18 protein-coding genes and 7 tRNA genes are annotated in these 26,705 nt (G+C 43.6%); 7 read left to right on the forward strand and 18 right to left on the reverse strand.

Features of this window, described 5'->3' with window-relative positions:
* From N477_RS01330 to N477_RS01345, 4 genes are all read right to left on the reverse strand, one after another.
* The coding region (locus N477_RS01330; protein WP_331245831.1) for a FimV/HubP family polar landmark protein at positions 1-3,015 on the reverse strand (3,015 nt) is incomplete at its 3' end.
* A 268-nt stretch (positions 3,016-3,283) separates the two neighbouring features.
* Positions 3,284-4,300: an aspartate-semialdehyde dehydrogenase gene (locus N477_RS01335; RefSeq protein ID WP_063363554.1), complete on the reverse strand. Its 1,017-nt coding sequence runs from the start codon at positions 4,298-4,300 to the stop codon at positions 3,284-3,286.
* 2 nt (positions 4,301-4,302) lie between these two features.
* Entirely contained in the window at positions 4,303-5,433 is a 1,131-nt protein-coding gene (locus N477_RS01340; RefSeq protein ID WP_063363553.1) for a 4-phosphoerythronate dehydrogenase, read from the reverse strand.
* Positions 5,434-5,492: 59 nt separating this feature from the next.
* Entirely contained in the window at positions 5,493-5,783 is a 291-nt protein-coding gene (locus tag N477_RS01345) for a DUF6419 family natural product biosynthesis protein (RefSeq protein WP_063363552.1), read from the reverse strand.
* A gap of 202 nt (positions 5,784-5,985) precedes the next feature.
* Here N477_RS01345 and fadE point away from each other — a divergent pair, with 202 nt between their 5' ends.
* Positions 5,986-8,436 carry an acyl-CoA dehydrogenase FadE gene (fadE, locus tag N477_RS01350; protein WP_063363551.1) on the forward strand — a complete coding sequence of 817 codons (2,451 nt, stop codon included), beginning with the start codon at positions 5,986-5,988 and terminating at the stop codon, positions 8,434-8,436.
* Positions 8,437-8,486: 50 nt separating this feature from the next.
* Here fadE and N477_RS01355 read toward each other — a convergent pair whose 3' ends face one another.
* The 4 genes from N477_RS01355 to N477_RS01370 all read right to left on the reverse strand — a co-directional run bounded on the left by N477_RS01355 (position 8,487) and on the right by N477_RS01370 (position 13,472).
* Positions 8,487-9,563, reverse strand: a complete 1,077-nt coding sequence (locus N477_RS01355; protein WP_155731763.1) for a DUF6136 family protein — start codon at positions 9,561-9,563, stop codon at positions 8,487-8,489.
* Between the two features lie 8 nt (positions 9,564-9,571).
* Complete coding sequence (locus tag N477_RS01360; RefSeq protein ID WP_063363549.1) at positions 9,572-10,156, reverse strand: ATP-binding cassette domain-containing protein; 585 nt, start codon at positions 10,154-10,156, stop codon at positions 9,572-9,574.
* A 92-nt stretch (positions 10,157-10,248) separates the two neighbouring features.
* Positions 10,249-11,145, reverse strand: a complete 897-nt coding sequence (locus tag N477_RS01365) for an SMP-30/gluconolactonase/LRE family protein (RefSeq protein ID WP_063363548.1) — start codon at positions 11,143-11,145, stop codon at positions 10,249-10,251.
* Positions 11,146-11,222: 77 nt separating this feature from the next.
* Positions 11,223-13,472: a DUF5916 domain-containing protein gene (locus tag N477_RS01370; protein ID WP_063363547.1), complete on the reverse strand. Its 2,250-nt coding sequence runs from the start codon at positions 13,470-13,472 to the stop codon at positions 11,223-11,225.
* A 163-nt stretch (positions 13,473-13,635) separates the two neighbouring features.
* On the opposite strand from N477_RS01370, the gene N477_RS01375 reads away from it, so the two are divergent.
* From N477_RS01375 to N477_RS01385, 3 genes are all read left to right on the forward strand, one after another.
* Positions 13,636-15,729, forward strand: a complete 2,094-nt coding sequence (locus tag N477_RS01375) for a winged helix-turn-helix domain-containing protein (RefSeq protein ID WP_081216581.1) — start codon at positions 13,636-13,638, stop codon at positions 15,727-15,729.
* Between the two features lie 156 nt (positions 15,730-15,885).
* A complete protein-coding gene (locus N477_RS01380) occupies positions 15,886-17,811 on the forward strand; it encodes a hypothetical protein (protein WP_063363546.1) in 1,926 nt (641 codons plus the stop codon).
* 11 nt (positions 17,812-17,822) lie between these two features.
* A complete protein-coding gene (locus N477_RS01385; RefSeq protein ID WP_063363545.1) occupies positions 17,823-19,553 on the forward strand; it encodes a HEAT repeat domain-containing protein in 1,731 nt (576 codons plus the stop codon).
* A gap of 214 nt (positions 19,554-19,767) precedes the next feature.
* On the opposite strand, the gene N477_RS01390 is transcribed toward N477_RS01385, so the two are convergent.
* The 9 genes from N477_RS01390 to dnaQ all read right to left on the reverse strand — a co-directional run bounded on the left by N477_RS01390 (position 19,768) and on the right by dnaQ (position 22,816).
* Positions 19,768-19,844 (reverse strand) — tRNA-Asp (locus N477_RS01390).
* Between the two features lie 34 nt (positions 19,845-19,878).
* Positions 19,879-19,955, reverse strand: a tRNA-Asp gene (locus N477_RS01395).
* Positions 19,956-19,979: 24 nt separating this feature from the next.
* Positions 19,980-20,056 (reverse strand) — tRNA-Asp (locus N477_RS01400).
* Between the two features lie 49 nt (positions 20,057-20,105).
* Positions 20,106-20,182, reverse strand: a tRNA-Asp gene (locus tag N477_RS01405).
* 29 nt (positions 20,183-20,211) lie between these two features.
* Positions 20,212-20,288 (reverse strand) — tRNA-Asp (locus N477_RS01410).
* Between the two features lie 28 nt (positions 20,289-20,316).
* Positions 20,317-20,393 (reverse strand) — tRNA-Asp (locus N477_RS01415).
* Between the two features lie 26 nt (positions 20,394-20,419).
* Positions 20,420-20,496, reverse strand: a tRNA-Asp gene (locus N477_RS01420).
* Positions 20,497-20,720: 224 nt separating this feature from the next.
* Positions 20,721-22,091, reverse strand: coding sequence for a TIGR03503 family protein (locus N477_RS01425; protein WP_063363544.1), 1,371 nt, complete (start codon positions 22,089-22,091; stop codon positions 20,721-20,723).
* A 14-nt stretch (positions 22,092-22,105) separates the two neighbouring features.
* On the reverse strand, positions 22,106-22,816 hold the full coding sequence (gene dnaQ / locus N477_RS01430) for a DNA polymerase III subunit epsilon (RefSeq protein ID WP_063363543.1): 711 nt from the start codon (positions 22,814-22,816) through the stop codon (positions 22,106-22,108).
* A 68-nt stretch (positions 22,817-22,884) separates the two neighbouring features.
* Here dnaQ and rnhA point away from each other — a divergent pair, with 68 nt between their 5' ends.
* Positions 22,885-23,349 carry a ribonuclease HI gene (gene rnhA, locus N477_RS01435; RefSeq protein ID WP_063363542.1) on the forward strand — a complete coding sequence of 155 codons (465 nt, stop codon included), beginning with the start codon at positions 22,885-22,887 and terminating at the stop codon, positions 23,347-23,349.
* Here rnhA and N477_RS01440 read toward each other — a convergent pair.
* A complete protein-coding gene (locus N477_RS01440) occupies positions 23,346-24,110 on the reverse strand; it encodes a class I SAM-dependent methyltransferase (RefSeq protein WP_063363541.1) in 765 nt (254 codons plus the stop codon). The two genes, rnhA and N477_RS01440, sit on opposite strands and share 4 nt — an antisense overlap.
* A gap of 52 nt (positions 24,111-24,162) precedes the next feature.
* Here N477_RS01440 and gloB point away from each other — a divergent pair, with 52 nt between their 5' ends.
* Positions 24,163-24,930, forward strand: a complete 768-nt coding sequence (gloB, locus tag N477_RS01445; protein ID WP_063363540.1) for a hydroxyacylglutathione hydrolase — start codon at positions 24,163-24,165, stop codon at positions 24,928-24,930.
* A 195-nt stretch (positions 24,931-25,125) separates the two neighbouring features.
* On the forward strand, positions 25,126-26,694 hold the full coding sequence (locus N477_RS01450) for a lytic transglycosylase (protein ID WP_063363539.1): 1,569 nt from the start codon (positions 25,126-25,128) through the stop codon (positions 26,692-26,694).
* The last annotated feature ends 11 nt before the right edge of the window (positions 26,695-26,705 follow it).

Here is a 26,705-nt window from a genome sequence, read left to right on the forward strand (position 1 = left end):
ACCAAGCTCGTCTTCTAGGCCCAGTTCAGCTTCTAACTCGGGCTCAGCTTCTAATTCAGGCTCTGCTTCTAATTCAGGCTCTGCTTCTAATTCAGGCTCTGCTTCTAATTCAGGCTCCGCTTCTACCTCAGGCTCTGTTTCTAGTTCAGGTTCGGCTTCTAACTCAGGCTCTACTTCTAGCGCAGTATGCTGTTGTGATATTTCAGACAGCTCAACGTCTTCATCAATCATTCCATCCAAATGACCAGCTTCTACATTTGAAGTACCTAATGGTGAAATTGACTGCTCATGCGCATTATCTGCACCTTCAGAAACAAGGTCCTCGATGCCTTCATCGCCAACATCAGCAAGTAAATCATCGATATCGCCTAAATCATCTTCAACATCGAGCTCTGTTTCATGAGCGTCTAGCTCAGGCGCAACCTCTTCTTCAGCAACAAGCTCATCAATGCCTGCTTCAAGCTCAGTCTCAATGCCTTCATCGCCAACATCGGCAAGTAAATCATCAATATCGCCTAAGTCATCTTCAACATCGAGCTCTGTTTCATGAGCGTCTAGTTCAGGCGTGACCTTTTCTTCAGCAACAAGGTCATCAATGCCTGCTTCAAACTCAGTCTCAATGCCTTCATCACCAACATCGACAAGTAAATCCTCGATATCACCTAAATCATCTTCAACATCGAGCTCTGTTTCATGAGCGTCTAGCTCAGGCGCAACCTCTTCTTCAGCAACAAGGTCATCAATGCCTGCTTCAAGCTCAGTCTCAATGCCTTCATCACCGACATCGGCAAGTAAATCATCAATATCGCCTAAGTCATCTTCAACATCGAGCTCTGTTTCTTCAGCGTCTTGCTCAGGCGCTACCTCTTCTTCAGCAACAAGCTCATCAATACCTACTTCAAGCTCAGTCTCATCAATACCTACTTCAAGCTCAGTCTCAGTGCCTTCATCACCAACATCAGCAAGTAAATCATCGATATCGCCTAAATCATCTTCAACATCGAGCTCTGTTTCTTCAGCGTCTAGTTCAGGCGTGACCTCTTCTTCAGCAACAAGCTCATCAATGCCTGCTTCAAGCTCAGCCTCGATGCCTTCATCACCAATATCAGCAAGTAAATCATCGATATCGCCTAAATCATCTTCAACAGCAAGGTCTGTTTCCTCAAGATCAAGCTCAGGGGTCGCTTCTTCAGCTACGCTTGCTAATATATCATCAACATCATCTAGGCTCTCTTCGCCCATTTCCTGTGTCGCTTCAGGCTCTGGATTCGCCTGCGCTAGCAAGGCGTCAATGTCATCTTCACCTGCCAAATCACTTTCTTGCTCCGCTTGAGAAAGCAAATCGTCTATATCTTGCTGCTCTTCAGAGGCTTGTTGAGCGTCATCGATTAAGCTATCAACATCGTCAAGTTCTAAGCCATCCTCTTCGTTAACAAGGTCATCTTCGTCTAATGCACCATCAAGCAAATCGTCAATATCATCTGCACTTAAGATGCTATCAGTATCAGCTACTCCTTCAGCCTCATCAGGCTTTGGGGGTTCTGCTGCCGCCTCGTCGATTAAACTATCAATATCATCCAAGTCTAACGTATCATCGCCAGCAGCATCAGGCTCTTCAGCCAGTTCTTCGCTTAGAGCTGCCAATGCGTCATCGCTTACATCTAGTGTGTCATCTTGCTCATCACCAACCTCGTTGAATAAATCATCAATGTCGTCAGCACTTAAAATATCATCCCCACCAGAGGTGTTTTCTTCAACATCTAACGTTACTTCATCACCTAAAGCATCATCGGTCGAATCAAAGCTTTGCTGTAGGAAATCGTCGATATCGTCCGACGCATCCTCCGATGGCGATTCATCATCAAAAACAATATCGTCGTTGAGTAGACTATCTAGCTCATCTTGATCAAGTGTACTACTGCCTGTCTCAAAGCCATCATCTTCATCGTCCAAAGCGTCAAACACAATGTCATCATCTTCAGGCAGAATGTCGTCATCAAGCTGGACACTCTCATCCAATGGAGAGATGTCATCTGTTACTGGCATATCAAGATCAAGCGGATCTGCTGCGGCTGCCGCAGTTGCAGCGCCTGCTGTTGCTGCAGCCGCGGCGGCTACTGGCGCTTGAGGTAAGAACTCATCATCTTCTGCACTACTTTCAGCTGCTTGCTTGCGTTTACGCATAAAGAGCACAAGACCTATGATAAGCAGCGCAGGTATCGTCGCCAGTAGGGCAATCACAATTGGGTTAGCCAGCGTTTTGCTCAAACCTGATTCTTCAGCCGCTTTTTTATCAGCTTCTTGCTGCGCAATCATCTCGCTCTGCATATCAATCACAACTTTTAATTGCTGTTGGATCTCACTGTCTTTGCCAAGCTGCTCACGAACATTTTGTAACTCATCAGAAATGCTACTCAACTGCTTTCTGAGCTGGTTATTCTCTTCTAAAATATCTTCCACATTTTGCACTGAAGACTTGAACTGGTTTTGCAAATCAAGCAGCTTAGAGTCTTGTTCCATGCGTAAATTTCTAAGCTGATTAGTCAAGGCTTTTTGCGCCTGCTCAACGTCAACTTTACGCGCCTGTGTAACGCGTTTTTTGGCATCATCTATATCAGATTGATTTAAAGTGCCATTTTTCTTACGCTCCCACAGCACATCGTCTTGATCTGATTTTTGTTTTGCGATGCCTGGATTGACTCGTCTGATTTCTGCCAATGTTGGGATACGTAGATACGCGCCATCACGCATGTGATTAAGGTTTTGATCTAAAAATGCGCCGGGGTTTTTGTCATACAGAGCTTTCATAACCTGATAAATGGTGACTGAATCATCAGGTCTTATTTTTTGTGCTATCCGCCACAACGTGTCTGAGGAGCGAATAGGGCCAACTGAACGCCCTTCAAGGCCGTAATCAACGCCTTTAGGGCCCTTCAACACGGTACCAACTTGAGTATGTGCCGGGGATGTTATGAAAGCCAATGCTAGGATACAAAATAAGGCTAAACCGCGCATGCTGTTCCTTTGTTTAAGGTGACCACTTACCCAACCAGTAAGTGAATAAAAAATTTGCTCATCTTTGCTTTTTGCAAGCTCTGTTCCAATTGCAAACTATAAACCAGTTATTAGGGAATATCCATTGTCAGCGTAGTGAATATTAACACTGATCTAGCACTTTATAATTAGAATGAAAATGTTTTATAAATCAGGGAGGTGGTAAAAAGAAGGATTTGTGCAATCTATGGGGCAAAATGCTGCCATTGCATTTTGCCCCACAGTAAAATTAAAGGTAATTTGCGACTAACTCTTCAGCAATTTGCACACTATTTGTCGCGGCACCTTTGCGCGTATTATCAGACACAACCCATAAGTTTAGTCCCATTGGGTGTGAAATATCAGCTCTAAGTCGGCCTACATACACAGTATCATTGCCACTGGCATCACTAACTGGAGTTGGGTAATCTTCTTCATTTTCAATGAGTTCCACACCAGGCGCATCAGCAAGTAACTGTTTTACATGCTCTAAATCAAAAGGCATGCGTGTTTCTAAATGAATCGCTTCGGCGTGGCCAAAAAACACTGGGACACGCACAGCTGTTGGGTTCACCATTACGCTGCTATCTCCAAGAATCTTTTGCGTTTCCCACACCATTTTCATCTCTTCTTTGGTGTAGCCGTTTTCTTGGAAAGTATCTATTTGCGGTATTACATTAAATGCAATTTGCTTTGGAAATACGTCATTTTCCATTGGTCTTGCATTCATTAAATTAGCCGTTTGCTTAGCTAGCTCATCAACTGCTTCTTTACCCGCGCCTGATACCGCTTGATAAGTGGATACATTGATGCGATCAATACCATAGGCATCATAAATTGGCTTCAGCGCCACCAGCATTTGAATCGTCGAACAATTCGGGTTAGCAATAATATTGCGATTTCTAAAATCAGCTAAGCTGCTCGCGTTTACTTCTGGAACAACTAAAGGCACATCATAATCATATCTAAAGTGTGATGTGTTATCTATCACGATACAACCCGCTTCTGCCGCAATCGGTGCATATTTTTCCGATACACTGCCGCCTGCAGAAAATAAGCCTATATGCGCATCTGCAAAGTCAAACTCTTCAACATCAAGCACGGTGACTTTTTCACCCATGAAATCAATTTCTTCACCTGCACTGCGGCTGCTCGCCAGCGGGTACAGTTTATCAACTGGAAATTTTCTTTCGGCTAATGTTTCAATGATTTGCTTACCGACTAGGCCTGTTGCACCCAGTACCGCCACGTTAAATTTCTGCGACATGTTTATTCCTCATTCATTTCTACTTGAAAGCCAAGTTGTTGTAACTTTTGCGTGTGGCTTGGCTGCGACACGATGCTCAACGTTGAAAACTCTCTTCTCGGCGGGTATTGCTTACGTAATACATCAAAACCCTGACTTTCTAAATTGGCTCGCATTAAACCATTATCACGGCGAATATCATAGATCATATGCACAATACGGCCATAATCTCTTTCAGTGAATGTATTATTGAGCTGACATTGACTTATTGCAGGTGTGGGTAAAAAAGTTTCTAAGCGCTTCGTTGGCTCAACGTCAAGCGTTTTACACAGAGCCTGATAAAGCATTTGCGTTCCCCGCGCTTTGCCTTCCAAAGTGTGACCAGCGATGTGCACTGATGTGTACAGGCAATGCGCCATCAACTCAGTCAAAATATTTGGCTCATTTTCCCAAACATCTAAAATCAATTCTAACTTCTGCCCAGCTTGCTTAGCCGCTAAGAGCCCTTGATTATCAATCACATCACCGCGACTGGCATTGATAACTAACATGTTAGGTTTTAACTGCTTAATCCTTTCTTTGTTTAATAAGTGCTTGGTTTGATGAGCGCCACTTTTCACGAGAGGCACATGAAAGGTGACAAAGTCAGCTTGCGCCAACGCGGTATCAATATCTACATGCTCATCTAGTTTGCCTTGCTCAGCCAGCACTGGATCACACAAAATAAGTTCTATACCACTGTGCGCTAGCTTTTGTTTTAAGCACGCACCAATGTTGCCCACACCGACAATGGCTAATTTTTTACCGCGCAGCTCAACATCACGATCCTGACTGTACGCATACAAAGCACTGATCACGTATTCAGCCACAGCAACCGCATTGCACCCAGGCGCACTAGAAAAAGCAATATCACGCGTTGCTAAATACGTTTGATCAATATGATCCACACCAATTGTGGCCGTACCAACAAACTTAAGGTTGTCAGCATTGTCTAGCAGTGCTTGGTTAACTTGCGTTATCGAGCGCGTTAATAACACATCTGCATCTTGCACTTGCTCAGCACTCACTGCACGCCCGTCAAAACGGGTTACCTCTCCAAAACTTGAGAAAAACTCTTCCACCAAAGGCATGTTCTGATCAGCCAAGATCTTCATGTAATTTTATTCCTAAACGTCGCACGGAACTCTATTGTAACTCAGCTATTGCACAGACCCTAGCTCCGCCTTGCACCAATACCAAATGCACCAAACATAAGGCTCAATAAAAATAGCACTAAGAGCTTAACGCTTGGCTGTTCAGTCACGTTGACCAATGGACTAAATACAAAAGCGTGTACATTGCACCAAGCTAGCAATAAGGCAGTCGTGTGCATACCTCTGTATGCATAACATGCGCACACTATGCTACTGATAAAGTTGATAAGAATCGCATACTCAAATGCTTCAACACTGAGCAGCATGGCAGTGAATGTCATCACAATGATACTTATATTCCCCAATTGCATAAATAACCCCTCCTTAGGTCTTTTTTGTAATATAGATAAGTTTACAAAATTGGCAATTGAACAATTTTTAAGTGTGGCAATACACTGGTATGGTCAAAAATTGGCTTCTAAAATGATAGTTGGGAGGCTTTTTTGCTTGAAATAACTGGTCAGACAAGCTAGCCTTAATCATGTGGTCAGACCTCTAATAAGGAAGAACAACATGACACTTTTATTTACTATCGCTTTGATAGCACTGGTCAGTGCAGCCTGCTATCATCGCGCCAGCTGGAATACCTGTTTGGGTGTTGCAGCCGCAACTTTGGTTGTCGGTACCTTTGCCGACGCCTTTGGTGCATTGTCTTGGTTAATTTTTTTAGCCGTTGCAATCCCATTTTCTGTCACTAATATCCGCCAACAATATATTGTTGCTCCTCTTTTCAAAGCATTTAAAAAAGTCACCCCTACCATGTCTGAAACTGAAAAGTCCGCGATCGACGCAGGGACGACTTGGTGGGAAGCTGATTTATTCTGCGGTAACCCAAACTGGAACAAACTACATCAGTTTGCAAAACCGAGATTAACAGCAGAAGAGCAGGCTTTTTTAAACGGCCCAGTTGAAGAAGTTTGTGCCATGCTGGACGACTGGGAAGCGACCCATGAGTTAACCGATTTACCGCAAGAAGTGTGGCAATACCTTAAAGACAAAAAGTTTTTTGCTATGATCATCAAAAAACAATACGGTGGTCTAGAATTTTCAGCGTATGCACAATCGTGTGTGCTACAAAAATTAACGAGTAAATCAACACTATTATCGTCAATAGTCGGGGTGCCAAACTCATTAGGCCCAGGTGAATTACTTCAGCATTATGGTACGCAAGAGCAAAAAGACCATTATTTACCTCGCCTCGCAGTAGGTGATGAAATCCCATGTTTTGCACTGACTTCACCTGAAGCGGGCTCAGATGCTTCCTCTATCCCAGATTTTGGTGTCGTATGTAAAGGCGAATGGGAAGGAAAAGAAACGCTTGGGATCCGTTTAACTTGGAATAAACGCTATATCACGCTCGCACCTGTTTCAACCGTGCTAGGCTTAGCATTTAAAATGCAAGATCCTGATGGCTTGCTAGGTGATAAAGAAGATATTGGTATCACGTGTGCGCTTATCCCAACCTCCATGCCGGGTGTTGAAATTGGTCGTCGTCACTTCCCATTAAATGTACCATTTCAAAATGGCCCAACACGCGGTAAGGACGTTTTTGTACCATTAGATTTCATCATTGGTGGCCCTAAAATGGCTGGGCAAGGCTGGCGTATGCTGGTTGAATGCCTATCAGTTGGCCGTGTAATTACTCTGCCTTCGAACTCAACAGGTGGCATAAAAACGTTAGCACTGGCAAGTGGTGCGTATAGCCGTATTCGCCGTCAGTTCAAACTACCCATTGGCAAAATGGAAGGCATTGAAGAAGCGCTGTCAAAACTCGGCGGCTATGCATATAGTAGCGACGCTGCATTAAGCATGTCTACAGGGGCTGTCGACTCAGGTGAAAAGCCATCTGTGATCTCAGCCATCCTGAAATATCACTTAACTGAACAAATGCGCGATGCGACCATTCATGCTATGGATATTCACGGTGGTAAAGGTATTTGCTTAGGTCCAAACAATTATTTGGGACGTGGCTACCAAGGCGCGCCGATTGCCATTACTGTTGAAGGTGCAAACATCTTAACCCGTAACATGATTATTTACGGGCAAGGGGCTATTCGCTGTCACCCATTTGTTTTGGCTGAATTAAACGCATGCAATATCAAAGACAAGCAAGAAGCGCTTGATAGCTTTGATTCGGCATTAATGGGCCATATTGGCTTTACTATTTCTAATCTAGTACGTACTAAGTGGCTAGCCATTACCGGCGGTCGTTTTACTAAAGTGCCATTTAATGATGAAACAGCAGACTACTACCGCAATGCTGCACGTTACAGCGCTTCATTGGCGCTGATGTCTGACATTTGCATGGCAGTATTTGGTGGCTCCTTGAAACGCAAAGAGCGTATCTCAGCACGATTAGGTGATCTGTTAAGTTATTTGTATTTGGTGTCAGCTACGCTGAAGCGATACAACGATGAAGGCCGCAGAAAAGAAGATCTTCCTTTAGTAAAATGGGCGTGTCAGGAGCACTTATACTTGTGTCAACGTGCACTAGCGGACTTGATAAATAATATGCCATCAATGGCACTTCGCGGAGCATTAAAGTTGATATTGTTCCCATTTGGCCGTCCTGTGCGCAAGCCAACAGACCAAATGGAACACGATATTGCTAAGTTGCTACAAACGCCTAATGAAACACGTGACCGTCTGGCAAACTACATCTACACCACTGACGAGCCGCGTAACTTGATCGGTAAGCAAGAGCAAACACTCAAAGACATCTTGGCTATTGAGCCAATCTTTGACAAGGTGTGCCGCGCTAAAGGTCAAAAGCTGCCATTTATGCAACTAGACAAAGTCGCCAGTATGGGCCTTGAAAGTGGCATTTTGACTCAGCAAGAAGCAGATAGTCTTGCTGCTGTTGAGGCCAAGAGACTGGCAGTGATAAATGTTGATGATTTTGACCCTGCCGATTTACTGGCAGGTAAAGCTCGAGTGGTAGACAGTAATGTAGATGCTGCTTAAGCCACAAAGCTAATCATAAAAAGGCCGGATTATCCGGCCTTTTTCATTGGTTATTCTACCAAAACCTTGGCCAGCATAATCGCCACTACGACAATAGCCCAAGTAAGTGCCATAAACCGCACCGAGTGTAAAATAACCCACATCATCAAGGGTGTCGCAAACAAGGTTACAAGTTCAAAAGTGCCACTTCCCAACAAAGTAATGCCGCCAAGCCACATCAAAGTCGTTAAGCTAAATACAAATACACATTGGCTGCGTTGGATCTGCTTGAACTGAGATAACGAATACCAAAAACTGCGATGCTTAATAACCTGCTTGTTAGTATCAATTAATAAACTGCTCCACCAAAGCACTACAAACAATTGCGCCATTACCACGTAGTAACTTTTTAGATCTGGACGCTCTGTAACAATTATCCAGATGCACCAATAGGTTAAAATCGTCATTCCAAGACGCCAGATCACAACCCATGGCTGTTCAAGAGTCCATTGCACCCAAAAACGATGCGCTGTGACTTTACTCAGCTTTATCACTTTGTAATCACGTGGCAGCCACAACGATACACCTAACAAGACCATCAAAGCCGCATAATAAGTCATAAAGTGATGGCATATAAAAGTCAGTAAGCATGCCGCTACCAATACCACCAAAACAGAGATTGGCCGATAAAGTAAGATGGCTGCGAGCATAAGCTGACTCAACATAAACATGATCAACTGTGGCGCTTGGCGCAAATTCTCCCACCCCATTGATACCGCTAGCAATAAAGCCGATAAAAACAGCACATGGCAAAGCAGCAGTAAACCTTGATCCGCGAGCCATTGATGCACTCTAGATTTTAATAAGGTCCCGTGATAACTGCGATGCGCTGTATCTAACACCGCACTTTTTAAGGTGTGTAGTAACAGGCTTTGCAAAAGCAAAAAGCCAAATGTCATGTAGATCACTTGAGACTCTGACTCATATTGCACAATTTTGCCAAGCGCAAAAAAGATCCCTAAAGCCAAACCTGGTAAATAAACAAAAAATAGCGTCGCTAAAAGCAAAGAAAACTCAGCCAACTGACGACGTAGCTCTTTCAGCTCTACCTTAAACGCACTCAATCTATATCGATAATAATGAACCAAGCGCCCTCCTAGCTTGCAAATAGCGGTTGAGGCACAAAGCCCACCTCAAAAAAAGGTGCAGGCTCATGGCAGCTGATCAGGATCTGTCCTTGGTAGTCATGTATATAATCAATAAGGTGTTGAGTACTTTGGTGATCTAATGCCGCACTGGGCTCATCTAAAATGACATAAGGTGTTTGGCGCATCAAAGCATTGATCAGCTGCAACTTCTTTTGGTTACCAGATGACAGCGCGCTAAATGTGGTATTTAAAAAAGAAGAAAAGCCAAGTAATTCAATCAACTGGTCAGGAAAAGGACAATGCCAGCTTTGCTGAGTCATGCTCAGCAGTTGCTTCGCGGTCAAAAAGACGGGAAACGCAATATTGTCTGATGCCAACGCGACTTTTTCTTGCGGTGTTTTAAGTTGCTCACCCTCATAATAGATGGCGCCGTTATAGGCGCGATCAATGCCCGAAATAATAGAAAATAAGGTACTTTTACCCAATCCATTCGGGGCTTCTAAGCACACTTTAGGCGCATTAAATTCGATATGATATTTTTCAAAAATGGGTTTATGGACAAACACTTTTGTTAAATTTTCAACTTTGATCATAAACAGCCTACTTATTATTTTAGTGCATAATAACAAGTAGCCCGTTTACTTTTGAATCGTTAAAGTGTTGCAAAATTTATCTAAACAAGTCATCAAAGCGATGTCATAGCTCTGCCCGCATATTCGCTATAAAAGCTTTCAATGGCACCGCGCTTTTGCATAGTCACAAAGACTTGTCGGCCTGACTTACCGCCAAATGCCACATTTGTGGGATATTTACCTTTCAATTTAACCGTTCTCAGTAACTCGCCTTTCGGTGATAATATGGCAACTTCACCGGCGCCGTAACGAGCAACATACAAATTACCACGTTCGTCAGTACGCATCCCGTCCAGACCATGGTCATCAAATTGGTAAAACAATCTTGCTTCACCCAACTGTCCATTTTTGTTTATATCAAACGCCCAGATCCTTTGCTGAACACTCTCATTTACATACAGCACAGTATTATCTGGGCTTATCTCAATGCCATTGGTGGTGCCCATGTCTTTTTTTAAGCGCTCAACTTGCCCTGTTGTGCTAATACGCCATACCTGACCATTCCCACCTTGCCAGTTAGGATCGCTCGCATACAAAGTGCCATCGTCTGCGATGGCAATATCGTTAGGTTGATTCATAGTAGGCTCATGGGCAAAAACACGGATCTGCTTTTGCGGGGTAATTTGCAATATATTGTGCTGTGTATAATCTGCGATATACATATTGCCTTTTTTATCAAAACGGATCCCGTTACCTATGCTGCCTTTAGGAAGCTTAACGTATAAAGAAGCCTTATTTTGCGCTGTGATCTGGCCAATCGTTCCCTGCTCTTTATAATTCACCGCATATAACACACCACGTGCATCGACAGCGGGTCCCTCTACTCCGGTTGTAAACTCCCCATCAGCGACCCAATCCTGAGTTTGATATAAAGGTTCATTAGGCGTGTTCAGACTTTGACAACCACCCAACCCAATTATTAACAAAGTAGTGCCCAGAATTGCTTTCATAGTTCGCTCCGTGGAAAAAAATTTAGTATGCAATCTGGGCCGTAGGTTGTGAATTGAGATTTATTCACTCTGCATAGTTAGAATAGATAACGCATCTTAAAAATCGCACTATCCTCGTCGGGTCTAGTCCAGTTTTGCTCCACGCCATCAAGCCATCCCTGTTCTCCTACGTTGTCCCTCTGCAAAGCGACAATATCTCGGCCGCCACGGCGATACACCAAATAAATGTCAGAGTATGCCCCTAGACGATATCGTAATTTGAATTGAGACATGAGGCCTTTATCAACAAAGCTGGTATCAAGATCATTTCGCTGCACCAAGCCTTGCTCTGTTACTTGAAAGATCTCTTTACTTGCCGCCTCCAATACAGACCATTGCACATTCGCTGAGAGCTCCAGGTTATCAGCTAGCAGCGAAGAGACTTCTATTGTGTTTACAAAGTAACGTCTATCATATTCTGTAATTTGGTTGCGCTTATTGGCGACCAGCCAGCCATCGCCATTACGATAGAAATTATTAAACTTAATATTCCAGTTTTCATGCGGCATCCATGTCATATCTAGCGCATATTGCTGAGCATGCCCAGATAAACCTTCTTCATCAAGCTCTATACTCGCCGCCCAGCTAAAGCTTCCTATATAAGGGCTGACATATAATACTCTCGTCTCAAAAGCTTCAGGGAGTTCAAACGCAATACTGTCAGCACCGATATTATCTTGCCAGCCCTTACCGGTATGATCCAATTGCATCGTCCACTGTGCACCATTACTCATCATGAGCTCCGCTCGATACCCCTGCTTTGATGGTAGCTTTAAACCATCTGTATTCGTTTCATAAGAGACATCATATACATGCTTGACCCGCGTCAGCCAATTATTGTTAATGTTCACTGCATGACTAAAGTTTAAATTCATATACTGCCAATCGTTGCGCTTCATGTAACCCATATCTCGGTTATTAAAGTGTCGATTGAGCCGCAAGTACTTGCCCGACGCGCTGGTATTTGGAGAGAACTGATAACCAATATCGAGCGACGCGCCATTACCCGTATTTTTCTCTTCACCATCAATTTGACTCAGTAAAAAAGCGCTTTGCACTGACCATGTTTCACTTTGATATTGGCTGTCCCAAGCGGCACTGTGAGCTTGACGGTTAAGCCAAGGCCGCTCTACATGTGTCGCTAAAACCCCCGTCCGCCAATTTGCCGTTCGGTAGCTATATCGGCCCGCATAGAAATGTTTACCCACTGCGTTATCTAGGCTATTTTCGCGTACCGCAAATCCACCCCACTGATTATGTGTGCCTTGATGAACAAAACGTACAGCTCCATCAATAGGCGTGATCATCTCGCTACCATCATCACTGCTCGCCCCTATTCGGCGGGTATGGATCAACTTAGTGTCTTGTAGCGCATCGACATTAAACACACTAATATCTTGAGTAAAAAAGGGCCGTTTATCAGTCCTTAAAGTCTCTACCGCTGAGTAATTTACATCGACGTCGTCACTATCAACTTGGGCAAAGTCAGGGTTCATTGCCACAGACAAAGTTTGGTTGTGAGCTGGTTTGTAAAGTAAATCAAAGCCCACATCTGATTCTCTATTTTTCCCCTGACGCTCAGTAAAATGATGCTGGTGTGTCATGTAGGGAACAAAGCTCAATTGAGATTGCACAGGCACTTTGACTTCAAGCTTTGGCATATTTAAAAAGAAGTCACTGTTAGATAATGTTTGCTGCTGATTAGCAAAAATATGATTAGACTCTAGCTCATACAGCTGGACCCCAAGCCCGATAGTCGCTAACCCCTGCTCGTTGAGCTTTGGAGAGAATGACACACTGTGCCAAGGAATAAATATCTCACTGCTCCAATGCGTCCCATACTCATGATAAGCGCTTTGCCAGTCACCATCCCAATCATGATCTGTGGTTCGCTGTGAAGTCACCACCGCATCTTGAGTACCACCACCGAGTGTGATTGCAAATAAGTAAGCACTGCTGCCATCACCTGAAAAATCTATATACACGCGGTTAAAATCAGCCTGCATAAAGCCATCTTGCAGATTAAACTGCTTTTTACGACTATGCACAGGCTGAAAGTTAGTGATGCCAATATAAATGCCCGATTGATCCGAAAATACTTGTGCATTGAGCTTATCGTTAAATACTTTATGTGTGGCTGGCACAACCTGAAAAAACGTTTCTATTTTTTGTGCTGACTGCCAAGCTTGATCATCAAGTTTCCCATCAATAATGAGTGAGTTAGCATAACTTACTGGTATGATTGAGCCAATGACCATTGCTAAAACACTGCACTTACATGCCCTCATTCAATTTCCCCCTTTTATCTAGAGGTCTGTTATATAAGCAAATATTTAGCGTTTAAAAGCTTATGGTTTTCTGAAGAATAGATTTAAATGGCTGAACAAGATTGACTTTAACCTGAACAAGGTTACCTTTGAATTGAGCCTAATATGACAACAAGGTTGGAAGATGGATCGTGAAAATACAGCTGTTGAACACAGCCCCAAAAAAGTCGGCAATGAAGAAAACAAACGCTATCAATTTGCTCATTGGCAATTCTTTAATGACAAGGATGAATTGTGGAATACACAAACTCACACTGTGAGTAAACTGGAACCACAAGTTGCTCGATTACTCACTTTACTGATCATACAACAAGGCCAAGTCCTCACCAAAGAAATGCTCAATAAGCAACTTTGGCCAAATACCATTGTTGAGGCAAACAGTCTCTATCAGCTACTTACTAAGCTGCGTAAAGAGCTTCAAGATAGCGCTAAAAATCCGCTATACATTAAAACTGTGCCCAAAAAAGGATATTTATTTTTACCTGAAGTGTCTGTCATCAGCCTGTCAGAAAGTGAGCCTGTGAAACGCGATGGCAACATAACGACCCAAAACCAACTCGCTAATACAAAGTCATCCTTGTCTGGTCAAATTCAATCACTACTGACTAAAAAGCGCTGCTGGGCACTCACTCTCTCTGCTGGTGCTTGCTTTAGTGCCATCGCATTTTTTTCATCAACACCAGATGAGCTTGTAACACCAGTATATGAACGTGAAGACATTACCTATGCACTCGGTGTCGAGTTTAATGTTGCAGCGCACGTTCAATATGACTTATTAGCCTACATTGAACAATTCAATACCCTAAAAATCACAGATAAAAAGGGGCAGTACCAACAAACACGGACATTTGACACACGCATTGCACATCCTACTTGGCATCCTGAGAAAAAGCAGCTTGCCTATTGGCAGTATCAAGGTGACAAATGCATACTGCACATCAGTGATGAGCATGGTGACATGATTCACAGCAGTGAGCCTATGCCGTGCCACGTAATACGTCCGCCAGTTTGGCAATCTGACAATGAGTTGGTGTTGACCATCATTGAAAAATCAGAACATAGCGCTTACTTATATCGAGTGGAACAAGAGCAATTAGTTAAAATTCCATTACCAAAAAAGGCGAATGAGAAGTATGTTGGTGCGATTCGAGCTTGGGGAGAGCAAATTTATTACCTCATTGTCGATGCCGAACACAACTCGCGTTTAGTCAGTTTAGACGGCAAGATCCATTTGACTTGGAGCTTCCCTATTTGGCTTTTTAATTTTGATCCAGAAAAAAAAACGATAGTGAGTAATGATGATAGCGCCCACTACAACTTAATCGGCAAACATAGAAGTGGTCAAACTTACCCTGTATTTGCAACCTCTCAAGGGATGTTTAGTAACCTCTCTATTGACCAAAATGGCGATATTTATACAGCAGCAGAAACCTGGCAGGTGAACATTCGAGACCAAGATGACCTACCGATATTTTCGAGCTCAAGTAATGACTTCCTGCCAGTCACCAATGACTTAGGGGAAACCGTCTTTATGTCGCGCAGAACTGGGCAATGTGAGATCTACCTGCACTCTAATAACCAGTTAAAGCAGTTGTCGTTTAATAAAGGCCATGAACTGGTTAGCTTTTTAGCCTGGGATCCACAGCTCAGTAAAATTCTCTCAAATCGAGATAAAGAGCTCGTGCTGTATGATAGAGAAGATGTCATTATCAGTTTTGATAGTCAGCACAGCAGTATGCCAAGGCAATTTGGCTGGCTTGATCAGCAAAGTATTTGGTCCAGTGATACGCAATTTGTTCATACCTTTAATTTAGATGGCAGCTTGCTCACTAAAACCAAGTTTGCATCAGAATTTTTAATTTTTGATACCGAGCAACAAAGCTGGATTGTGCTACAAGACGATACTCTATATTTAACCTCATCTTTGGCAAATTTTGACGCGCAAAAACAGTCATTAACCACGCTTCCCAAAAACGCGATTCACATGATTAAAAATCCACGCCTCGTCAATGGCGAACTTTACTGGCAGTCCACTTGGTCAAAAACAGACATTATTTGGAAAATGCCTCTTTCATCTCCTCACATGGTGACAAAAATACGGCAAGAACCGCTCATTTGGCACTATGATATTACGCCAGATGGTGCGCTTAGGGTGGCGAAAATGGAATCTGTTGAAGCTGATATAAGACGTATCGCGCCACAACCTAAAGACAGTTAACTGTTCAAAAACGAAAGCCAGTAGATTAAAAACTGGCTTTCAAAGATGTACTAATATATTTTCAATAATTGACATATTTCCCCGATACCTCTCCACAATCATTCCACTTTTTCATGATAAAAACATCATGATGTAATTAAAAATAGTGAAATAAACATGATGCGCTCTAAGTATTTGGCATTAGCTATGCCTTTTTTGCTCACTGCATGCTTCAGTGAAAGTGATAATAAACCTAATCTCATCACGCCTGAAATAAGCACGCAAACCGATCCAGTACCAAATGTTGCTTTAACTGAAATTAAAACTCCGCAGCAAACAATTTATCAACCAGGCCAACCAATTACACTCGATTATTCAATTAGCTCTGAATTGCTAGATACCCAAAACATTGGGGTCACTTTCATGGCAATTGCCAGAGATAAAGTCGCGCAGCTTGAAACCGAAGACAAGCCAGAAGGCTTTAACTTAGGTGTTCACCACATTACACAGCTAGAGTCGGGCTCACAAAGCTTCACCGCAACACTGATGTTTCCAAATGAGCAAATACCCAGTGGTGAATACGTCATTGCTGCCTATGTTGACAGCGCCAAGCTCATTACCGATGAGGCAAACTTAGATGACAACCGTTCGCGAGGACATGACAGCAATGATTTTGTGACCTATGCGCAAATCACCATAGATTCATCCCATTACCATGATTTTGTGCTTGATAGAGCAACCGTCGGGGATGGCTTTGCCATGTTCCCTGAGTTTGGCACTCGCGATGCGGAGTCAGAAGGTAACCCTACTCAAATGCGCTCGGATATCATTGGTCACATTGATGCAAGTAAGTTTGGTAACACAGTCAACTCTGCGGATGTCACGGCAGAAATCATTATTGAAGATCAGGCGTATACGGCTCATTTCTGGCAAGAAGGCCAAGATCACTATGCAGAGAAAATGCGCATCACCTTTGCACAGTTTGAGCAAAGCCACTATTTCCCATATGACATTGCCGTCAATGGCGCGCTGCTACATAAAATTAGACAAGCCTATGATGTCAACTCAAGCGAGAACGCTTTTGATATTCGCTTCACCTTACATGACACGTCAGAATTTGACGAAGCAGATACCAGCAATAACAGTTTCACTTTAAACGTGCCTTACAGCTTGTATCAAGATACCACCCCAAACGATGACGTATTGGCAAAGCATAATTTGCCGACCCATACTGACTCAGCAAACCGTTCAGCGCGCAGTTTGCCAAACGATGACTTGGCTTTTACGCTTAGTCAGCAAACATCAGAGCAATTTATTTTACTCGACTTATTTAGTAATACCTATGGTGATAAGTCAAAAGTCGCGGTTGTACCAAGCTTCCTATCTCTGATCATTTTAAAAGCGACAGAAGGCGGATATGCATGGGCATCAAGTGGCGGCGGCTTTGATCTATATATGTTTGATGACAGCGTCGACTTATTCTCCGCAGGCGCCAGTGGTGTTGCCGATGGTGCGAATGGTACTGTAAGTTACTCTATGGGCGTATCCCTGCTAGGTAAATCACTGATTTCTGAATCAGACTCTGTCACGGCACTAGATGAAAGCTACACGCATGATTGGAGTGAAGAGCAGAAGTTATTCTCTACGACTTTCACGATTGCCATTGTGCCAGTAAGTGTATCTGCGGGCATTAAAGGTGAAGTTGGCGTAGGCGCAGAATTAAAATATGAAGATCAACGCTTTAGCATCGGTGGTGACATCTTAACAGCAAGCCTTGATGCATATGCAACAGCAGGCATTGATTTATTGATTGCCAGTGGCGGTATCGGCATCGACTTTTTGATCATTTCTGAAACCTTATCAGCCACGGCGTATACTGATATTAGTAAAGCAATAAGCGACTCTGAAATCACCTATGGTATCGATGTGAGCAATCATATGAAGGCCATTGAAGGCGAGCTATACCTTTGGGTGAAGTACCCAGGTTATGAGTTCTGTTGTTCATTCCCAACTAAGACAGCAACAAAAACCTTGTATGACACAGGCGCTTTGTATAATAAAACATGGCAAATGCTGGATTACAGCGATAGCTTTAAGTTCTAAACGAGTAAAGTATGAAACGGGTTACCCCATTATTACTTTGCACATTAACACTGCCTTTTGGCAGTGTTAATGCCAGCCAAGAGTGTGCGCGCTGGGGCGAATTTACAACGCATGCAAGTACAAAAATGACCACGCTCAACACCCCAAGTCAAAATAAACTCACCGTCTCTGGCGACTTGGTTTATCGACCTTTACTAAAAACAGACACGCATTACTGGCTAGGTTTGCAGCTATCATCTGCTGAATTACAACTCGACAATACGCCAATTCAAGCCTTGTATTACAGTGTGCCATTTGCAGTAAAAATCGCATCATCGGGTGATATTTTAGACTATCACTTTGCAGCCAAGCTTAAGCCTGAAGATGAACAAAAATTAATGGCCATTTATCAGCAGTTTCATATCGAGCATGTAAAACAGCTCGATTTAAGTGCACCGGTCATTTTGGAAGAAAATGACAATCTTGGTCGCTATCGAATTCAGTATCAGGCACGAGCAGATCAATCAATTCAAAAGCAGAAGTTAGACTACACGTTGACGACACAAGGGACTCAGCTATTTTCCTTTAAGAAACCACACATAAAGCAAGATTTATTCACTTTCAACCTAACGGATTGCTGGATAAGTGAATTACAGGGTTACAACAATACCCTGGTTGAAAGCGCCAAAGGCGATATCAATATCAATGTCTCTCAAACTATTCGATATACTCAAAAACAGCAACCGATTGCAACGAATATTGCGTTAATGTCATTGCCGATCTCGCCATTAAAGTGGCCACAATTGCCCTTAAATAGCGTATACCCAAAGCCTAAGCCTGTGCCGCTTGCCAGTGCAAAAAGCTTTACTGACTTACTGCTAAGCAAAGATTTACGCGCTCTATCAACAGAGGCACTGCTACAACTTCTTTATGACAACCAAATACATCTAAATGCATTGCACAGCTTGATCAAGCAGGGCTCCTTCGAAGATAAACAGCTCAGTCGTTTACTCCTTATGATTGGTAAAAGTGATTTTACCTATGCCCATCAATTATTAACTGACCTCTACTTAGATACAGAGCTCGATGCCAATCAACGCTTTCGCAGTTTAATGGCATTAAAATACAGCGAGCACCCTTTATCTCCAGAGCTCATTGACTCTATCTACAGCCATATAGACAGTGAAGAGTTAACCTCAAGCGATGAAAAACTAGCACGTACAGCGCTTATGGTATTGGGTGTCATAGCAAGTAATCAAGCAGGTAGTGAGTTTGCTCAATCATTGACGGAATCACTGGCAGATAGACTGGTAACCACACTCGATGCAAAAAAACAGGCAACTTTACTGACAGCATTAGGTAACAGTGCTGATGAGACACACCAAGAGAGTATTTCTAAGTTCTTACAAAATGATGATGCGAAGCTTCGTGCAAAGGCCGCACAGGCTTTGGGGAACATGCCAAATGAGATAAGTTTAGGCTACCTAGAAAAGTCGCTCAAAAGTGAATCGAATACTGACACACAGCAAGCATTGCTATCAGCCATGGGGAATAATCAACTCTCTGAACGTCAAATAGACAATGTTATTGGTTTTGCGCAAAAGCAGCAAAGTAATGCAGTGCGAGTTGCCGCCATCAATGCAGCCGCAAAGCAAATGACCCATAATCAAGAGATAAAAGACAAGCTTAAGCCGTTACTCAAGCAAGAACGCGATCAGCAAGTGCTCAGAGCCCTGATGAACGCTATCCACGGAAATAACTAATCAGTAGAGGCAAGGATGCCCTTTTCAGCCACCACCCATTAGAAGCTCATAGGCGCCCTGTATACAACACCAACAGGATATGAAAATCAGACATTAGTTTTTAGTTTTAATAAGTGCTTGAATAGGAAAACTTGTAAATTGAAAAGATAAAGGAAAATAGATTAAAACGAGACTAAAATAATAGAGGAGATAATTCATGCAGGATAAACATGAATGGCGGAGTGGACGGGACTCGAACCCGCGACCCCCGGCGTGACAGGCCGGTATTCTAACCAACTGAACTACCACTCCGCAGTGGCATGTATATGTTCTTTAAGATATCAAATGGCGGAGTGGACGGGACTCGAACCCGCGACCCCCGGCGTGACAGGCCGGTATTCTAACCAACTGAACTACCACTCCGCAGAGATATCTTTTTACGCTAAATGGCGGAGTGGACGGGACTCGAACCCGCGACCCCCGGCGTGACAGGCCGGTATTCTAACCAACTGAACTACCACTCCGCAGTAAGCGTATTGTCATATTTTTTTGCTAAAACACTAAAAAGCCAAATGGCGGAGTGGACGGGACTCGAACCCGCGACCCCCGGCGTGACAGGCCGGTATTCTAACCAACTGAACTACCACTCCAAGTGATTTAGCTTGCTTCTTTATTTAAATGGCGGAGTGGACGGGACTCGAACCCGCGACCCCCGGCGTGACAGGCCGGTATTCTAACCAACTGAACTACCACTCCAAAGAAGCAATGCACATATGTAAGCGGTTGGCGGAGTGGACGGGACTCGAACCCGCGACCCCCGGCGTGACAGGCCGGTATTCTAACCAACTGAACTACCACTCCAGCTTACATCGCGATACAAAATTAAGTGGCGGAGTGGACGGGACTCGAACCCGCGACCCCCGGCGTGACAGGCCGGTATTCTAACCAACTGAACTACCACTCCGCGATAACTTTGTATCTCACTGACAAGGTGTGCTCCCTGACAGCGGCGTGAATAATACGAATGACCCCTTTCAGAGTCAACTATTTTTTTGAAAAAAACTGCATTTTTAGCGATTAATGCAGTTACACGATGAAATTTACAGCAGCTTGTATAGAACTCAATCAAAAAAACAGACGTTTGACTAAAAGGCCCGACTTCGACAAGGCTATAATCGATTTAAAAGTTTACCGCTTATCATCCGACATGGATAAATTTAATACATCCCCTGCATCAGTATCGCTTTCATCAGTTACATTTTCATCGCCTACCACCAGCTCGTCATCATCTGTTTGCGGCTTTTTCTTCAAAAATGGCAATGAGGTAGGCAGAGGAATGGAGAACTTAATCGGCTTGTTTTGGACAAATACCCGATAGACCAACCAACCTAATAATAAAATCACCAGATTACCCACAACAACGATGGAAATTAATAAAACAGGGCTTGTTTCTGGTTCAACAGGCTCAGATTCCTGTAATAGCTCTTCAGGTGAGATTGGCTTGACCAGTTCAGGGACTTTTTCTATAGGGCGCTCTATTTCAAAGTTATAATCAGGAATCGTGGCCATAAACTCACGACCATTAATGTTTTCACCAAATGCGGATAACTGAACACTGTAGCGTCCCCAGTCATAATTCTTAATTTGCAATTGGCGATAAAAGCGCTCCGCTTCATTGAGTGTAAATAGCTGCTCTTCGCCATTAGGGTATAAAATCTTGCCTTGTAAAATCACGGTTTCTGGTTTGACGATTTCACGATTAAGCTTAATGACTAACTCATGTTCAAATTCTTCATCGTCTGCCAATTGCAACTCAAAGCTAAATGGCGGCTCAGCTATTACTATCGGATCTTTGACAACTCGCCGTTTTAAAATCGGTGTTTCAATATAAAACTCGGGCTGCCACTCACCAGCCGGAAAAACAAGCTTAAATTCTCCGGTAAAGATCCCATCTAGTGGCCGTTCGTCAAAATCTCGACCATCGTCTTTAAATTCGGTCACGCTTTGAGTGCCCGCACCAAAATTCGCATATTGCTCATTATTGGTACTGACAAACTCCACATACAAAGTAACCACATCTCTGAAATAGCCCACATCAATAGGCTTGCCATCATTGGTTACTCGACCATTTACCTTGAGCATTTCACCGCGAAACAATAAAGGCGGTAATGGGTCCACGGCGAGTTCAATTTCACCCAGCACCATGATCCGGCTATCTCTTAAGATCTGTCCCAAAACTTGCCAAGGGCCCGGCATGGGTTTATCGATAATAATGAGGTCGTAACTGATTTCATCAAACCATTCTAAGCTTTCATCTTTCACTGAATGAATAGAGTAAATCTTACTGCCATCGGGCCTGACGAGCACCACAGCGGGTGCACCGGGGGCTCGGAAAAAAAGTAAAGTGATTTTATCAACGTTGTGATCAATGCGGAATCGATTGTCTAGCAGCGGAATTTCATTAGAAACCCCATCACGTTCTAACATTGTGATGTCTGGCGTTTCACCATAAGCCAACAAGCTTGCAAACATAAACAACACAGCTAAGCAGATGCGCATTGATTTTTACCTCGTTATTGTTGCCATAGGCTTTGGCCACATGCCTTGTTGACTAGTTCCATTCTTTCATTATGTGCTATTTCTTCATCTTCACTGGCATGGATCACTCGCAGCTTTGGCCTATCTGCGGCTAAACGCCTTATGCCTCCTGAGTCGCCTTGTTGCTGACCTTCTAATTGCTGAGCTAGATTCAGCTTTTTTTGACCGCCGGTCATGGCCAAGTAAACGTCAGATAAGATCTCAGAATCCAGTAGTGCGCCGTGCAGCGTACGTTTAGAATTGTCTATGTCATAACGTCGACACAAAGCATCAAGACTGTTCTTCTGTCCTGGATGCAAGTCACGGGCCATGACTAATGTATCCAGTACTTCACAAACATCATTGGTAGTAGGAAACCCCTGATTAAGCATGGCGAATTCGTGGTCCATGAAGCCGACATCGAACGGCGCGTTGTGAATAACCAGCTCGGCTCCTTCAATATAGTCTAAAAACTCTTGAGCGACTTGATGAAAATACGGTTTACCACGCAAGAACTCATTGGTAATACCGTGTACATCAATGGCTTCTTCTTCAATATCCCGCTGTGGATTTATATACACATGAAAATTGTTTCCTGTGAGGCGTCTATTAACGAGCTCCACACACCCTATTTCAATGATCCTATGACCGGCTTTTGGATCTATGCCGGTGGTTTCTGTATCGAGTACTACTTGTCTTTTATGCATACCGTTGGCTGCCTAACTTTGCTATGGTTAGCGTCTATCTGCCCATTCTACATAAAACAGGCGAATTCGTGCAAAAAACAGTAGAAATTTATACCGATGGTTCATGTCTTGGCAATCCAGGTCCTGGTGGTTATGGCGTTTATTTAAGCTATCAAGGCCATGAGAAGCAACTGAGCCAAGGCTATCAACTGACCACTAATAACCGAATGGAAATGTTGGCAGCCATTGTCGCACTTGAGACGCTAAAGCGTCCTTGCCAAGTTGTGCTCTATACAGATAGCCAATATGTTAAACAAGGCATTGAATCTTGGCTGGCCAACTGGAAAAAGCGTAACTGGCAGACGGCAGCTAAACAACCTGTGAAAAATGTTGATTTGTGGCAACGACTAGATGAAGCATGTCAACGCCATGATATCCAGTGGCGCTGGGTTAAAGGTCACGCAGGCAATAAGTACAATGAGCTTGTTGATGACCTAGCAAGAGATGCAGCTTCGCAAGATGATTTACTCGACGACACGGGGTATAACCCTTAATCGTTTCCACTCACTTCATGCCGGCTGCGACTGTGCTTTAACCTCGCCCCTTTGACAGCTGGTGTCCATTTCGGGCGAGCATGCCACTTTGGCTTAATCGGCGTCAAAGGCGCAACCCGTTTACGCGCTACCAACATGTATACACTGCCCATCGGTTTTAAATAATGTCGACAAAAGCGACGCCATGGGGCGAATCGAGATAACCGAGAGCCTCTGGCAAGTGAGGCATGAATAAAACGTTCATCGGCAATGATCTCGAACCCAAGCAAGTTTAGCCAATCTTTCACCCTAGAAGGCGTAAAGAAACGCCCAGACCAAGGCAGTTTTTCACCGCTGAACGGTAACATATGTGCAAGTCCACACAAACTAAATGGATTAAATCCTGTGATGACAATATAGCCACCGGGAATTAAGGTACGGTGTGCTTCACGCAAAATATGGTGGGGATCTGAGTGGTACTCCAGACATTGCGATAAAATGCACGCATCAACACTGTGCTCGTAAAAAGGCAGTTCATCTATTTCAGCTATTACCCCAGCATGAGGCCCACCAGAAGAAATACAGACTTGATGGTCAATTGGGCTTTCAGACGTGTCCAGCTGACCGCTTAAACAGCCTAGCTTTAGCATATGATAACCAAACATGCGTGGCAGCCAGCGCGCCATGCGCCGCTCAATCCCTGCTTTGAGGTATTCCCCATGAGGAAAGTCTTGCCAAGACTGTGGTTTAGGCCCTTGCTGAAAACTTAATGCTGGTTTCATCCCGCTCGCTCGTTATACTTGTTGACACCTTCACTTTATAGAGCAAAGAGTTATGGCGCAAGTTGAACCGATAAAGGCATTTACCGACAACTATATCTGGGCAATATGCAATGAACATGACAATGCAACTTGGGTTGTCGACCCCGGTCAAAGTCAGCCTGTATTAACTTTTTTAAACAAAAGCAATCGTGCGTTATCAGGGATCCTGATTACTCATCACCATTGGGACCATACTGACGGCGTCGCTGAGTTACTATTACAGTTCCCTAATATACCTGTCTATGGCCCAAAAGATTCAAAATATGAAGGCATAACACACCCTCTAACGCAAGATGACACAGTAACTATAGCAGGCATGCCATTTAAAGTTGTGCAAACACCAGGACACACCTTGGATCACATCTGTTATATCAACGATGACTTGGCATTAACCGGGGATACCTTATTCAGTGGTGGTTGCGGTCGCCTTTTTGAAGGAACAGCTGAACAAATGTGGCACTCGTTAGAGTCTCTCAAACAGTTGCCAGATACTTGCCAAATATACTGTACACATGAATACACACTAGCAAACCTCGCATTTGCGCACGCCGTAGAGCCTATGAATAAAAAGCTGTCTGACTACATCAAATGGTGCCAGCTACAACGAGCACAAGACTTACCCACATTACCGACAAATATGGGCAATGAGCGGGCCGTTAATCCCTTTTTACGCTCAGATCAAGCAGATATATTGGCACATCTGCCAGCTTCTTTACAAAGTACACCTAATAGCCTTTGGCAAAAGTTTGCCCTGTTAAGGCAATGGAAAGATAACTTTTAGTACCATCACTCCCTAGTAGACAGACAACGAGATTACATTTAGGTGTTGGCCTTAAAAAAAATTCACGTTCCGGCACCTGTTGAGTCAATACCATTGATAAATTCTAAACGCTGTACAGTACTGTACAGCCGTACCTTTCCAATTCGTCGAGATAAGGGTAGAATCGTCGGGTTTTTGCCCGACAAAAAGAGATCTATGAAAAAGCCACTGCTGATAATTGCGATGTTAAGTTTAATCACAGGCTGTGAATTAACACCAACTCAAACAACGCAATCCGAACAAATCGAAACGCGTGACCATGCCAGTCCAGCACAAATAAATGATGTGCTTTCTCACGCGATCCAAGAGCCCATTGAAGCTGACGAGCCGCCCCCTGTATTTGATGATGTATGGGAAAGGATCCGTTATCAACTATCAATTCCAGTGCCGCAAAATCGCCCTGTCGTCGCAGAAAGAAACTATTATCAACGTCATCAATCTTACTTAGATCGAATTTCTAAACGCGCAGAACCGTATTTGTACTTTATTGTTGAAGAAGTAGAAAAACGCCAGATGCCTATTGAAATCGCTCTACTGCCGATCGTTGAAAGCGCATTTGACCCATTTGGCTACTCTCATCGCAGTGCATCAGGCATTTGGCAATTTATGCCGCAAACGGGTGAGCGCTTCGATCTCAAACAAAACTGGTGGTATGACGGCAGACGTGACATTGTGCAATCAACTCGCGCAGCACTAGATTATTTAACCTATTTACACAAAACACTCGACGGAGACTGGTTAAATGCCATTGCGGCATATAACTCAGGTGAAGGCCGAGTCATGCGTGCGATCAGAAAAAATCGCAAAAAGCACCTTCCAACGGATTTTTGGTCTTTGGATTTACCCAGAGAAACCACTGCCTATGTACCTAAGCTATTGGCTTTATCTGATCTGCTCATGCGCCAAGATGAGTTTAAGGTAACATGGAACAAGATTATCAATGCACAAGTTGTTGACACCGTCGAAGTCGGGACGCAAATAGACTTAGCATTGGCTGCGGATATGGCGGGGATCTCATTAACCGAGTTATATCGATTAAACCCAGGCTTCAATCGCTGGGCAACCGATCCCAAAGGTCCGCACAGTCTATTATTACCCACTGATAAAATTGAGCAGTTTAAGACTAAGTTGGCCAGCACTCCGATGCAAGAGCGACTGCGTTGGCAATACTACACGGTTAACCGAGGAGACAGTCTGTCGGTGATCGCGAGTAAGTTTGATACCAGTCCATCGGCAATTCAAACGCTCAATAAGCTGGATAGCCACATTATTCGTGTAGGCCAAAAGCTACTGGTTCCTCTGAGTGAAGGCGAGCTTAAAAGCGAGCATCTACCTGCATCAGTAAGAAAAGTTGCGAATAAAACCCAACAAAGTAAACACACACATACGGTGAAAAGTGGTGATACATTATGGGATATTAGCCGAGAGCACGATGTCACCATTAAACAATTGGCGGCTTGGAATAAACTCAAGACCAGTGCCGTGCTGAAGCTTGGTCAAAAACTGACTATTTATAAGTCGCAGCCAAAGACAACAACCGCGGGACTTAAAACAACCGAGCGCTCCATCACATACAAAGTACGTAAAGGAGATTCCTTGGCACGGATCGCATCCAAATTTAATGTCACCATCAAAGACATCATAAAATGGAATAACATCGCGGGGCAAAAGTACTTACAGCCAGGACAAAAACTAAAGCTTAAAGTCGATGTTAAACGCACCTAACTAAAAAGGCC

Origin of the sequence: Pseudoalteromonas luteoviolacea H33-S (assembly GCF_001625695.1) — a bacterium.
In the GTDB taxonomy this organism is placed as follows: domain Bacteria; phylum Pseudomonadota; class Gammaproteobacteria; order Enterobacterales; family Alteromonadaceae; genus Pseudoalteromonas; species Pseudoalteromonas luteoviolacea_B.